A 13,057-nucleotide genomic window follows, 5' to 3' on the forward strand; every position below is an offset into this window, starting at 1 on the left:
GTAGTACTGTGCGCAAACGACCATGGCATGGCGTATTGGGTAAGACTTTGTTGGGCAGTTTGCTGGTATTGGGCCAGGCGCAAGCGGGCACGATGACGCGTACGTCGTCCTTCGAATATGACGCGGCGACGGGCCTGCTGACCAAGGAGGTCATCGAGCCGGACAACGCGCAATTGCGTCTGGAGACCAGCTATACCTATGATGCGTATGGCAACAAGGTCAGCGCGACGACGAGTTCGGCGGCCAGCGGGGCAGCAGCGGTTGCGCCAAGGACGAGCGGTACCACATACGATGCCAACGGACAGTTTCCCGTCACGAGCACGAATGCATTAGGCCAGAGCGAAAGCCGCACCTATGATGCACGCTTCGGCAAGGTCACCAGTCTGACGGGTCCCAACGGCCTGACGACGCAATGGCAATACGACAGCTTCGGTCGTAAGACCCGGGAGATCCGCGCCGATGGTACGCAGACCAAATGGGAGTACCTGTACTGTTCGGGCGTGAATGGTGGAACGACGCCTTGTCCCAGCTATGGTGCTTATGTGGTGGTGTCTACTCCGCTGGCATCGGACGGTACTACTGCTAACGGCCCGTGGTCGAAGGTGTATTTCGACAGCCTGGATCGGGAAATCAAAACGGAGACGGTGGGCTTTGATGGCAGCAGCATCGTCGCCAAGGACACGCAATACGACAGCCTGGGCCGTGTATCTCGAACGAGCCTGCCGTATTACGCGAACCAGACCCAGCAATGGAGCACGGTGACCTATGACGCGCTGAGCCGGGTGGTGCTGACGACCGCCCCCGATGGAAGCCAGTCGCAGACGACCTACAATGGCCTGACGATCACGGTCACCAATGCGCTGAACCAGACGCAGACGAAGGTCAAAAATAGCCAGGGCCAGGTGGTCAAGGTCATCGATGCCCAGAACAACAGCCTGACCTACCAATACGATGCCATCGGCAACATGATCGCCACCAAGGACCCGAATGGGAACGTGGTGCAACTGAGCTACGACTTGCGCGGCCGCAAGATCGGCATGGTCGATCCCGACATGGGGACATGGAGCTACGAGTACAACGGCTTTGGAGAACTGATCCGCCAGACCGACGCCAAGGGTCAGGTCAGCACGATCAGCTACGACAAGCTGGGCCGGATGACCAGCCGCTCGGAGCCGGATCTGGTAAGCACCTGGACCTATGACAATTGCGCCAAGGGGGTAGGCAAGCTGTGCAGCGTGAGTTCGGACAATGGCTACCAGAAGACGAACAGCTACGACAACCTGGGCCGCAACGTCAGCACCAGCACGACCATCGATACCGCCTATGCTGAAGGGGTGAGCTACGACGCGAACGGCCGCATCGCCACCCAGACGTATCCGACGGGCCTGGTGGTGAAATACGTCTACACCAGCCTGGGCTACCTGAAGGAAGTGCGCAACAACCAGACCAATGCGCTGCTGTGGCGAGGGGACACCCAGAACGCCATGGGCCAGTTGCTGCAGCAGACGTATGGCAACAACGTGGTGACACAGCAGGTGTTTGAGGCGACCACAGGGCGCTTGAAGAACATCTATGCCGGCGCCGGTAACAGCGTACAGAACTTCAGCTACCAGTACGATTCGCTGGGCAACATGGTATCGCGCGCGGATGGCAACCAGAACCTGACGGAGACCTTCCTGTACGACAGCCTGAACCGCTTGACCAATGCGGTGGTGAATTCGCCGCAGGCGGGGTTGTCGAGCACGAACTACAGCTATGACGCGCTGGGTAACATCACCAACCGCAGTGACATGGGCAGCTATGTCTACGGAGCGGTGAATGGCCGTCCGCATGCGCTGAAGGAGTTGAACTTCATTCACGGTGGCAAGCTGCAATACACGTATGACGCCAATGGTGCCTTGATTGCAGAGGTGGCCGTAGACAGCACCGGTGCGGTGATTGCGGACCGGGGCCGTACGGAGAGCTATACCAGCTACGGCATGTTGAAGACGGTGAGCTCGCCTAGTGTGGCCCTATCCTTCGTGTATGGTCCGGATCATCAGCGGATCAAGCAGGTAGCCCCGAGTGCGACGACGATCTACCTGAACCCGGACAACACGGGTGGTCTGTTCTACGAGAAGGACATCAAGGCGGACGGTACGGTCGAGCACAAGCACTACATCACGGCGGGTGGTAGTGTGATTGCGCTGATCAAGCAGACAGGCACGACGCAAACCATCAATTACATGCACCGTGACCAGCTGGGCTCGACGACGACGATCACGGATGAGTCGGGCAATGTGATTGAGCGACTGGCGTATGAGCCCTTCGGCAAGCGTCGTCAGGCGGGTGGTGCGACCGATAGCGAGGGGACAGTTGTTGGGATCAATACCGACCGAGGATTTACGAACCATGAGCACCTGGAGGAGCTGGGCCTGATCCATATGAATGGACGGGTTTATGATCCTGCGCTGGGGCGGTTCATGAGTGCGGATCCGTATATCCAGGCACCGGATAATATCCAGAGCTATAACCGATATGCATACGTACTGAATCAGCCGCTGGTGTTAACAGATCCAAGCGGATATTTATTTGGCGGTTTGTTTAGAGTCCCGTTTATTGATAACGCATGGAATAACCACATTAAACCCGTTGCTGCTCAAATAGCAACGGTCGTAGCAGTTGCCGCGTGTACTTACTATACGGGTTACGCGACGGCATGTGCTGGCGGCATTACGACTGCTTCGGCGAAAGCGCAAGGGGCGAGTTGGAATGATGCGTTGAAGTCGGGTGCAATTGCGGGGGCAACGGCTTTTGCGTTTCAACAAGTTGCGAAAATTCCTGGTTCCGATAGCTTTGGTCGCTACGCGGGTCATATGGCGGTGGGTTGCGCAAACGGTACGCTCACGGGAGGAGGGTGCGCACGAGGTGCCGCAGCGGCCTTTGTTGGAAAATGGATTACCAATCAAACCGAAGGGTGGAATGATGTATATCGTGGTGTAGCTGCCTCTGTAGCTGGAGGGACAGTTTCAGTAATCGGAGGCGGCAGGTTTGAAAATGGGGCGATGACCGCTGCTTTTGGTTATATGTTCAACCAATGGCTGTCATCTCGTCAAATAGTCGCAGGAACAGGACTACGTGCGGGAGCAGCAACTTTACTAGCCACGAGCCTTGTTAATGCGGCTGGAGATTTGGCATCGGCTATCGAAGATGTGGCGGATCTGGACAATCCAAGTAAGACCTATGTTACTTATACTAAACTCGGGCCAATTGGGCAGGTGTATGGTGGACGAGCTGGTGGTTTTGGCTTGCCTAAAGACATAGTGGCGCGACGTGATGCATACCACCATATGAATTTGTTGGGGTATGGAAAAGCGAATTTAGACGAGAGTCTGACAGGTCCTGAAGCGTACGCTGCGATTAGGGGGAGAGAGCAAAATATCATCGATTATTACGGTGGAATTGGAAATCCCCGGGTGGGGAACATGATCAACGGTATCTCGCCTTTGAATATGTCCCGCGACTTTTACCTGCAAATGTCTGAAAAATATTTTGGTCAATACAAACCAAAGGATTAATCTTGAATCAAACTTTAAAGTTGAATATTTGCATTTCGGAAATAAAGTTGATCTTGGATTTCATGGGCGACGTACCAGATGCCAAGGTAATGTCGCAATATTTTCGGGAGTGCTTCGAGAAAGAAATGATGGGCGGAAGGCGCAGCAGTTATTTAAATTCTTTGAAAAAAGAGGCTCTAACCGTTGCGCGAGAGACATCCAGTAGAAAAAAATGGGAGGAATTAAGTAGTAAATTAAGGGATTGCATGTACGGTGAGGTGTATTTGGCCGCTATAGTGAAACAAGGAAAAGTGGAAAATGAGGAGGCCCTCAGAAAATTATTGCGTGAATTAGATATTTTTATTCAGAACGATAATTCAGACCTCACGCCTTCGCAGAAGACGCTAGTTGAAAAAATTAACTTTATTATTAATGAATATAAAGCGAGAAAGTAAATTTGGGCTTTGCGGAGGGTTTACTCTCCTGGAATTGCTAGTGGTTATGGTTATCATTGGTCTCTTGGCTGGCTACGTTGCTCCCCGCTACTTCGCCCAAATCGGCAAATCCGAAACCAAAGCCGCCCGAGCTCAAATAGACGCGTTTGAAAAAGCACTGGAGGTCTATCGTCTGGACACAGGCCATTACCCCAGCACCGAACAAGGCTTGGAGGCGCTAGGCAAACAGCCAGCGGGCGAGTCCCGTTGGCAAGGTCCATACTTGAAGAAGGCAGTACCACCAGATCCCTGGCAGCATCCCTATGTTTACCGCTATCCCGGCGAGCACGGAGACTACGACATTCTCTCCTACGGCCGGGATGGCAAGCCCGGTGGTGAAGGAGAGGATGCCGATATCGTCAACTGGTGATAAAGCCACTCTCCTGAATCAGCCATGCAATATCACCTGAAAGTCTACCGCGCATCAGAAGGCGTGAAATTCCTGACCTTGACCGCCTCCAGTGCAACGGATGCTGCTACTCAGGCTCAGGCCCAGGGATATCGCGTGCTGTCGTCTCGCCGAGCATTAGGACCCTCCTTCAACTCTGCATCACGCAGCAAGTTTTCTGTAGCTCTATTCAGCCAGGAGATGCTGGCGTTATTACAGGCAGGCCTGAGTCTGGTTGAAACCATCGACATCCTGGCGCGCAAGTCGAAAGACGCCGCCAGCCGTCGGATCTTGAACACCTTGGAACAGCATCTGCGGGAAGGCCAATCCTTTTCACGCGCCCTGCAATTGATGCCCGATGCCTTCCCGCCGCTGTATGTTGCGACAATCCGCACCTCCGAGCAGACCGGCGATCTCGTGATCGCGTTGGATCGCTATCTTGCCTATCACCGGCAATTGAATCTGGTGCGTGACAAGGTCGTGGCAGCTTCGGTTTATCCTGCCTTGCTGATCGCAGTCGGCTTGCTGGTGATCTTGTTCTTGCTGGGTTACGTGGTGCCGCGCTTCAGCCAGGTGTATGAGGATATCGGCGGCAACTTGCCCTGGACATCGCGGCTGTTGATGGAGTGGGGACGCTTTCTGGCGAATCATGCGGGTCGGGTAGGGTTGGCGTTTCTAGCCGTGATTGGGACCGTAGCTTTTGTAGTTACGCGCCCCATGGTCAGAGCTTGGTTTATCAAGAGTCTCTGGAGTCTGCCAACCGTAGGCGAGAAGATTCAGCTTTACCAGTTGGCTCGTTTCACGCGCACGCTGGCCATGCTGATCAACGGAGGGATACCTTTCGTGACCGCGTTGACGATGGTGCAGGATCTGTTGCGTCAACCGGCCCTGAGGCAAGGCTTGTCATCGGCGGCCGCCAGCATCAGTGAGGGGCAATCCGTATCGTCGGCATTTTCACTCCACGGGCTTGCCACCGAGGTCGGTATTCGGCTCTTGGCCGTAGGTGAGCGTTCCGGCAGCATGGGGCAGACCCTGGAACGCATTGCCAAACTCTACGACGATGACATTTCACGCTGGGTCGACTGGTTCACTCGACTGTTCGAGCCTTTGTTGATGATCGCCATCGGCTTGATCATCGGTGTCGTCGTGTTGTTGATGTACTTGCCCATTTTCGAGCTGGCCAGCAGTATCCAGTAAAAGAGCGCAGAGCATTGCGCCAGGTATGTTGAGCCGCCAATGCGGTGTAGGGCAGTGCAAGGACACTGCGTCATTGACGGTATTTACAAGAATGGGCACAGTGCCCGCTCCATCAGGGGATCATGAGTTTATTGGGTCAAGCTATTTCGGTCGTCGCTGAAGCGCCGCCGGAGGCACTTCCTGCAGCCCTGCTGCATGAGGTGCGGCAGCGCATGGGCGCTAATCCAGGCGAGTTGATGGCAATGCTGGAGGAGCGCGCCGCAGAATCGCTGGGGTTGAGTGCGCATCAGTTCATCCAGCGTCTGGGCGTGAGCTTGCATTATCGGGTCCTCAATATGGAGGACTTGTACCGTCTGGCACCGGCGTTTGATCTGTTGTCCTTCCCCGAATCCCTGCATCGCAATTGCTTGCTGGCGCGTGACGACGATCGCATCATCTGTGTACTGGGCGACCCATTCGACCTCGCCCAGCAGACATGGCTGGAGTCGCGTAGTGCGCAGGCGATGGAGTGGTGCCTCGCGCACAAGAACGATCTCGCAGCGTTCTTTGCTGTGCATGAAGACAGCCTGCGCGCCATCGATGGCAGTTTCCATGGAAATGGAGCCGTTTCCGATCAAGGCCAGTTGACCATAGAGGATCTGTCTCTCAGTTCCATCGCGGAAGACAGCAGTCCTGTAGTGCGGCTGGTCAATTCGACGATCTATGACGCTCTCAAGCTGGGGGCCAGCGATATTCACCTTGAAGCCACACCCAGCGGCCTGCAGGTCAAGTACCGGATCGATGGTGTATTGGCGCACATCGCCTCTGTTCCCGGGATGGATACGGTGGAACAGGTGGTCTCGCGGATCAAGGTGATGGCCGAACTGGATATCGCGGAACGTCGCATTCCCCAGGATGGACGGTTCAAGCTGTCGATCAAGGGGCAGGAGATTGACTATCGCGTCTCCGTCATGCCGAGCATCGTCGCTGAGGACGTCGTGATCCGTATCCTCGACAAGCGTTCGTTGGCCGATCAGATCACCGGCCTGCGGCTCGATTTATTGGGTTTCTCGCCGGACACCCTCGCAGAGATCCGCGCGCTGGCTGCCAAGCCCTACGGGATGCTTTTGGTCACGGGCCCTACCGGAAGCGGCAAGACCACAACCATGTATGCGGCGCTGTCTGAAATCAATAATGGTCAGGACAAGATCATTACCATCGAAGACCCCGTCGAATATCAATTGCCCGGCGTTCTGCAAATCCCTGTCAATGAAAAGAAGGGGCTCAACTTCGCACGCGGCCTGCGTTCCATCCTGCGTCACGATCCGGACAAGATTCTTGTCGGTGAAATCCGTGATCCCGAGACCGCGCAGATCGCCATTCAATCGGCCTTGACGGGCCACCTTGTGTTGACCAGTGTGCACGCCAATAACGTCTTTGACGTCCTGGGCCGCTTCTTGCATATGGGCGTGGATACCTACAGTTTCGTGTCCGCATTGAACGGCATCATGGCGCAGCGTTTGTTGCGACTCAATTGTCCCGAGTGCAGCATTCCTTATCAGCCTTCCTTAGAAGAGTTGAAGTCGTCAGGCATCAGCGCCGAAGATGCCGCAGGCATGAATTTCCATCGAGGACGTGGCTGCGGCCATTGTCGCGGCACGGGCTATAAAGGCCGCCATGCTATCGGCGAGGTGTTGCATTTGAACGATGAGCTGCGCGAATTGATCATCGCACGAGCAACCATTCGGAAAATCAAGGACGCTGCCCGCGCCAATGGCACGCGTTTTCTTCGTGAAGCGGCACTGGATTTGATGGCAGCCGGACGAACCACCCTGGATGAGATCAACCGTGTCACTTTTGTTTCCTGATCGACTCGATGTTGTGATCGAGCCAGATTCACTGGCGGTAAGCGTTCGCGTGCGCGACTGGCGCGGACGGGAGTCGGTCAAAGCCGAGGTGCTGCCCGTCGTACCCTCCCTGGACGAACTTGATGGGGCCGCTGCCATCGTTGAGCTTGAGGCTTGGCTGCGCGCGCAGAAGTGGCGGTCCACCAATGTCCGGGTCAGCGTCACCGACCAGTTTTCACACTATTGCGTTGTATCGTGGCCGGTCGGCATATTCAAGCGTTCGGAACTGCAGCTGATTGTGGAGGGAGAGATCGAGCAACGCCTCGGTATCGATATGGCGTCCTATGAGGTCAGGACGGATTTCAGTCGCTACGGTGCGAACATGCTCGCGTGTGCCATGCCGCGCGGCTTTTTGGCTGGCTTGAAGGAGGCGTTCACGGCGAATCGCCTGGGCATACGCCTTCTGCAACCTCGATTTGTCGCTACGTTCAATCGTTGGAAAAAAGAAATCACGCAGGATGGGTTGCTGGTCAGCGTTGAATCGGATCGATGTGTGCTGGGCGTGATGCAGGCCGGGCAATGGCACAGTGTCCGGACACTGCGTGTGGCGTCGATGAATGGCGGCGCATTGAGTGCACTGATTGAGCGTGAGCAGCTTTTACATGGAATGGAAGGCCAGAAGACATATCTGCATCTTCACGGGAAAATGGACGCAAGGCACTTTGCAGAAAATGAAAACGTACAGCTGCTGGGGCGGGGGATGAGCCCGCGCAATGTGCAGCAGGTGATCGGTGGTGGACAATGAAACCATCAATCGATCTGGATTTTTCAGGGCGTCGAGATCCGTTGGAGAAGCTGGGCTATGGCTTGTTTGTCCTGGTCTTGTTGCTGGCCGTCTTTGAAGGACGGGTCTATATGCGCGCCGCAAAGGAATTGAGCAGCTGGCAGCAAACCGCGATGCAGTTCAAACAAAAGGCACAGCAGATGCGTATGCCGCAGAAGGCGGCACTTTCCGCTGCGCAGCGCCAGCAGCTGGAGGTGGAGCTAAAAGGTGCATCGAGACTGATTGCGCGCTTGTCTCAACCCTGGGATGACCTCTTCGTGCAGATAGAAGCTGCGTCCGTAGCAGATGCCACCTTGTTGGGAATCGAACCAGACAGAGAGCGTGGCGAGATCAGGCTCACCGCCGAGTCCAAGAATATGGATGCCATGATGGCTTACATACGCTCGCTATCCACGTTGTCCATGCTTGGCAATGTCTACCTCGTCAATCATCAAACACAAATTCAGGACTCCTTGCGGCCGGTTCGGTTTGTGGTAGCCGCGAAATGGATCGTGTTGCCGCTTCCCCAGGTTGATCGCGACATCAAGGAGGCAAGGTGATGTTGCGAGCTGGATTGTGGAGCCTGGCGATTTGGTGCAGGCGTCTAGGCTGGGGAGCATCCCTGAGTTTGCTGACTGTGGTGATGGGTGCTTCCGCCTACCTTCTCCTGATTCAACCAATGAATGATCAAAGCAGATCATTGCGCGAAGATGATGCGAGATTGCGTGCAACTGCCAGGCCGACACTGACCAAGGCTGGCCTGACTCCTGTTGACGAGCTTGGTAATTTTTATGAGTTCTTCCCGCCATTGGAGCGTATGCCCGACTTGCTTGATCGCATGTACCGCGCAGCCGTAGAGCAGGGCGTCTTGCTTGATCGAGGAGATTACCAGCTATCGTCCGAACGGGACGTCAAGCTCATTCGCTATGACATCGCCTTGCCGGTCAAAGGGGGCTACCTGCAAGTGAGAAAGTTTGTCGCGCAGGCGCTGAACGATATTCCCTCTTTATCGCTGGAGAGTATTGTTTTCAACCGGCAGAGAATCAATGAGCAGCAATTGGATGTGCAAATCAAGTTCTCACTTTATTTGAGAGCGCCGGCATGAATGCCAAACGACGCCAGATCCTTTTGTTGAGCGCGCTGATGCTGTCTGTGCTGGCGACCGTTTTGGTTTCGCGCCGCGAAGATCAAGACGATCAGTTGAGTACTGCCATTACACGCGTATCGTCCGGGCCTGCGCCGACAGTCGCTCGTCGGGGCGAAGCGGTTGAGGCGAAGGCGATTTTGCAGATGGCGCAGTTAAGGCGTGATGCCGTGGTAGTGGGAGAGCAGAATCCATTCTCTCCGAAGTCCTGGTACGTGCCGCCTCCACCGCCGCCTGCGCCTGTTGCAGAGAAGCCCGGGATCCCCCCTCTGCCGTTCACCTATGTTGGCCGTGTTGACGATGCCGATGGAAAGTGGATTATCTATCTGGCCAAGGGAGCACAGTCTTACGTTGTTCAGGCGGGCGATACGATCGATAACACGTATCGCATAGAAAATATTGAGGAAGGCAGCTTGGTCATTCGTTACCTTCCGATGGATAGCAAACAGACTTTGCAGATTGGCGAAGCATTATGAAGTTGGGAAATTTCAAGTCAACATGTCAGGCAGCCGCGATTTCGGCTTTCGTTCTTTTGGTGGCAGGCTGTGCCGGTGAACGAGCGCATCGCGAGGGGCTGAATTTAATCGCCGAAGGTCGCTTCGATGATGGCCTCGCCAGTCTTGAGCGCGCGGCAAGCGAGGCGCCCGATAATCTACAGTTCCGTGTCGACCTCTTGCGAAAAAAGGAAGAGCAAGTCAATCGCTTGCTGGCCAATGGCGATAGCGAACGCGCCAATGGAGAACTTGATGTGGCTGAGGAGTGGTACCGCCGGGTCTTGCGTATCGAAGCAGGCAACAGCCGCGCCAAGGCGGGTATCGATTCTCTTGAACGAGAACGTACATTTGTCCCGATCATTACGCTGGCAAAGGAAACGCTTGCAAAGGGCGATGCAGTAAAGACAGCCGCCCTTCTGGCTCCCATACTGGCTGAAGGTTCGACCAATCAGGACGTCAGAAAGCTCAAGCGTCAGCTGGATGAGTTGAACAATCGAAAAAGAATCAGCGAGCCTGTGTTGAGGTCGACGCAGAAAAGGCCCATCAGCCTTGAATTCAGAGATGCCAATCTGCGGGTTGTATTTGAAGCGCTGGCACGCGGAAGCGGCATCAATTTCATCTTCGATCAGGATGTGCGGCAAGACCTGCGCACGACGATTTTCCTTAAAGATTCATCGGTTGAGAATGCCATCGATCTGTTGCTTCAGACGAATCGATTGGAGAAAAAGGTATTGAATGCCAATACCATTCTGATCTACCCAAATACCCCTGAAAAACTTAAGGACTATCAGGAATTGGTGGTCAAGGGTTTCTATCTGTCAAATGCGGACGTCAAGCAGATGCAGGCCATCATCAAAGGTGTGCTCAAGACCAAGGACATCTTTGTCGACGAGAAAATCAATCTACTGGTGATGAGGGATACGCCGGAGGCGATCAAGCTGGCCGAAAAACTCATTGGCATGCACGACCTTGCTGATCCAGAGGTCATGCTTGAAGTCGAGGTGCTTGAGGTCAAGCGAACCAAGTTGACCGAGCTTGGAATCCAGTGGCCGAGCAGCCTGACCTTGTCGCCGTTGAGTTCTACCGGCTCGGGAAGTACTACGTTGACTGATCTCAAGACCATCAACTCAGATCGCATCAATGCCAATCTTTCCAGCGCCGTCGTTAATCTGAGAAAGGAAGTCGGGGATGCCAATATCCTGGCCAATCCCCGTATCCGCGCGCGCAATCGGGAGAAGGCAAAGATCATGATCGGTGACAAGGTTCCGGTATCGACGACTACGACGACTGCTACCGGCATTGTTTCCGAGAGCATTCAGTATCTGGACGTCGGTATCAAGCTCGACGTCGAGCCGAATGTCTATCTGCAGGATGAGGTCGCCATTAAAATTGGTCTTGAGGTGAGTTCGATTACCAACCAGGTCAAGACGCCGGCCGGTTCTATCACCTACCAAATTGGCTCTCGTTCGGCGTCGACCGTGTTGAGATTGCATGATGGAGAAACTCAGGTATTGGCCGGGTTGATCGGCGATGAGGACAGAATGAGTTCAAATCGTGTCCCAGGTCTTGGAGATATCCCGATTCTGGGACGCCTCTTTTCCAGCCAGAAGGACGATCGACAAAAAACCGAAATCGTACTTTCGATTACCCCTCATCTGATTCGCAACATCAAGCGCCCGGATGCCCAGTTCAACGAGTTCTGGTCGGGGACAGAGATGGCCTTGAGAAATCGACCTATTACTTTGCAGCCGGACGCGTCTGACGAAGAAGGTAAGCAGAGAGACGATGAGGCCAGCCCTGTCGCTGCGATACCGCGGGTGAATGCGAAGGCAAAAGACATTGCTCCGAGTCGCATCGAATTGCAACTTCAGGGGCCACAGCAAGTGAAGCGAGGGGAGGAGTTCAAGGTTGCGTTGATCGCCAAGACGGATGGTGGTCTGCGAAGTTTGCCGTTCCAGCTTGGCTTCGATGGTACGGCTCTTCAGGTCGTTAGCGTTACGGAAGGTTCGTTCTTTAAAAAGGACGGGGCTCAGTCCAGCTTGTCGAGCAATGTGGATTCGAAGAGTGGAAAGATCTACGTCAGTGTTGTCCGATCTGGTGTCGATGGAGCCTTGGGAGAAGGGGGAGTAGCGTTTGTGACCTTCAAAGCGCTCAGTCCGGTCGGTAAAAGCACGGAGGTAACCCTGAATTCTGCGTCTCCTGTAAGTGTCGGCGATTCAAATGCCGCAGTGACGATGCCGCCGACCTTATCGATCCAGGTGGTGGAATAGTGAAGGCGAGTCGGAATTTGAATGCGGCGCAGCGTGGATTTACTATTGTTGAGCTGCTCGTTACAGTGATGTTGGTGTCGATCCTCGCCAGCGTGGCTTTTCCATTGATGGGCCTTGTTAATCAGCGCAATAAGGAAGCAGAGTTACGGAGATCTTTGATGGAGATTCGTCGTGGTTTGGATCTTTATAAAAAGGCTGTGGAAGATGGGCATGTTTTCGCTGCCGCAGGACAGTCTGGATATCCTCCCACTCTTGAATCCTTGCAAGAAGGGGTGGCCGATATAAAGAGTGCTAGTGGAGGGAAGATGTATTTCTTGAGAAAGATTCCTCGTGATCCATTCTTTCCCGATCCATCAGTTCCAGCTTCCGATAGCTGGGGGAAGCGCAGTTATGCCTCAAGCCCAGATGACCCGAAAAGTGGCGCAGATGTTTTTGATATCTTTTCGCGCTCCGAGGGTACGGGCCTCAACGGCATACGTTATCGGGAGTGGTAAGTGAGTATTAATAGAAGAAACGCTGGTTTTACTTTGATTGAGTTGTTGGTTGTTCTTGCGATCATTGGTACGCTGTTGGCACTTGCCGCACCTCGCTATATCGGCAGTATCGAAAAGGCGAGAGAGGCTGCCCTGAGAGAAAACCTCGCAACTATACGAGATGTTATCGACAAGTTTTATGGCGATACTGGAAAGTATCCAGCAAGTCTGAACGATCTGGTAGCTCAACGATACTTAAGGAAGATCCCGATTGATCCCATAACGGAGACCAATCAGAGCTGGATATCGATTGCTCCGGAGGACGTTGCTCAAGGAGCGGTCTTTGATGTCCGCAGCGGGTCGCAGGGGAGGGCGCGAGATGGCTCGTTGTATAAAGATTGGTAGAACTGGC

The 13,057-nt window shown here is 54.4% G+C and carries 12 protein-coding genes; all 12 read left to right on the top strand.

The features are described 5' to 3' along the window. Positions 1-35: 35 nt before the first annotated feature. The 12 genes from HNO82_RS06900 (at position 36) to HNO82_RS06955 (ending at position 13,050) form a co-directional block, all read left to right on the top strand. Positions 36-3,557 (top strand): RHS repeat-associated core domain-containing protein, encoded by a 3,522-nt coding sequence (locus tag HNO82_RS06900; protein ID WP_217509834.1) that lies wholly within the window; start codon positions 36-38, stop codon positions 3,555-3,557. Between the two features lie 2 nt (positions 3,558-3,559). Then, positions 3,560-3,991: a hypothetical protein gene (locus HNO82_RS06905; RefSeq protein WP_175343186.1), complete on the top strand. Its 432-nt coding sequence runs from the start codon at positions 3,560-3,562 to the stop codon at positions 3,989-3,991. Next, positions 3,969-4,400, top strand: a complete 432-nt coding sequence (gspG, locus tag HNO82_RS06910; RefSeq protein WP_175343284.1) for a type II secretion system major pseudopilin GspG — start codon at positions 3,969-3,971, stop codon at positions 4,398-4,400. Before HNO82_RS06905 ends, gspG begins: the two co-directional genes overlap by 23 nt. Positions 4,401-4,424: 24 nt before the next feature. Then, positions 4,425-5,615 carry a type II secretion system F family protein gene (locus HNO82_RS06915; RefSeq protein WP_175343187.1) on the top strand — a complete coding sequence of 397 codons (1,191 nt, stop codon included), beginning with the start codon at positions 4,425-4,427 and terminating at the stop codon, positions 5,613-5,615. Positions 5,616-5,737: 122 nt separating this feature from the next. After that, positions 5,738-7,462 (top strand): GspE/PulE family protein, encoded by a 1,725-nt coding sequence (locus HNO82_RS06920; RefSeq protein WP_175343188.1) that lies wholly within the window; start codon positions 5,738-5,740, stop codon positions 7,460-7,462. Further along, positions 7,443-8,246, top strand: a complete 804-nt coding sequence (locus tag HNO82_RS06925; protein ID WP_175343189.1) for a hypothetical protein — start codon at positions 7,443-7,445, stop codon at positions 8,244-8,246. Before HNO82_RS06920 ends, HNO82_RS06925 begins: the two co-directional genes overlap by 20 nt. Continuing rightward, positions 8,243-8,824 (top strand): hypothetical protein, encoded by a 582-nt coding sequence (locus HNO82_RS06930; RefSeq protein WP_175343190.1) that lies wholly within the window; start codon positions 8,243-8,245, stop codon positions 8,822-8,824. The genes HNO82_RS06925 and HNO82_RS06930 overlap by 4 nt, the downstream gene beginning before the upstream one ends. Continuing rightward, on the top strand, positions 8,824-9,369 hold the full coding sequence (locus tag HNO82_RS06935) for a hypothetical protein (protein WP_249776960.1): 546 nt from the start codon (positions 8,824-8,826) through the stop codon (positions 9,367-9,369). The genes HNO82_RS06930 and HNO82_RS06935 overlap by 1 nt, the downstream gene beginning before the upstream one ends. Continuing rightward, on the top strand, positions 9,366-9,884 hold the full coding sequence (locus HNO82_RS06940; protein WP_175343191.1) for a hypothetical protein: 519 nt from the start codon (positions 9,366-9,368) through the stop codon (positions 9,882-9,884). The genes HNO82_RS06935 and HNO82_RS06940 overlap by 4 nt, the downstream gene beginning before the upstream one ends. Further along, on the top strand, positions 9,881-12,172 hold the full coding sequence (locus HNO82_RS06945; protein WP_175343192.1) for a secretin GspD/PilQ domain-containing protein: 2,292 nt from the start codon (positions 9,881-9,883) through the stop codon (positions 12,170-12,172). The genes HNO82_RS06940 and HNO82_RS06945 overlap by 4 nt, the downstream gene beginning before the upstream one ends. A 17-nt stretch (positions 12,173-12,189) precedes the next feature. Next, entirely contained in the window at positions 12,190-12,666 is a 477-nt protein-coding gene (locus tag HNO82_RS06950; protein ID WP_175343193.1) for a type II secretion system protein, read from the top strand. Beyond that, positions 12,667-13,050, top strand: coding sequence for a type II secretion system protein (locus HNO82_RS06955; protein ID WP_175343194.1), 384 nt, complete (start codon positions 12,667-12,669; stop codon positions 13,048-13,050). Positions 13,051-13,057: the final 7 nt, after the last annotated feature.

Origin of the sequence: Herbaspirillum sp. C9C3 (genome assembly GCF_013359625.1) — a bacterium.
Taxonomy (GTDB): Bacteria; Pseudomonadota; Gammaproteobacteria; order Burkholderiales; family Burkholderiaceae_D; genus Herbaspirillum.

Excerpts from the sequence above, each read along its gene's own strand:
- HNO82_RS06945 (WP_175343192.1), top strand. The coding sequence starts at position 9,881 with ATGAAGTTGGGAAATTTCAAGTCAACATGTCAGGCAGCCGCGATTTCG.
- HNO82_RS06930 (WP_175343190.1), top strand. The coding sequence starts at position 8,243 with ATGAAACCATCAATCGATCTGGATTTTTCAGGGCGTCGAGATCCGTTG.
- HNO82_RS06915 (WP_175343187.1), top strand. The coding sequence starts at position 4,425 with ATGCAATATCACCTGAAAGTCTACCGCGCATCAGAAGGCGTGAAATTC.
- HNO82_RS06935 (WP_249776960.1), top strand. The coding sequence starts at position 8,824 with ATGTTGCGAGCTGGATTGTGGAGCCTGGCGATTTGGTGCAGGCGTCTA.
- HNO82_RS06940 (WP_175343191.1), top strand. The coding sequence starts at position 9,366 with ATGAATGCCAAACGACGCCAGATCCTTTTGTTGAGCGCGCTGATGCTG.
- gspG (WP_175343284.1), top strand. The coding sequence starts at position 3,969 with ATGAATATAAAGCGAGAAAGTAAATTTGGGCTTTGCGGAGGGTTTACT.
- HNO82_RS06920 (WP_175343188.1), top strand. The coding sequence starts at position 5,738 with ATGAGTTTATTGGGTCAAGCTATTTCGGTCGTCGCTGAAGCGCCGCCG.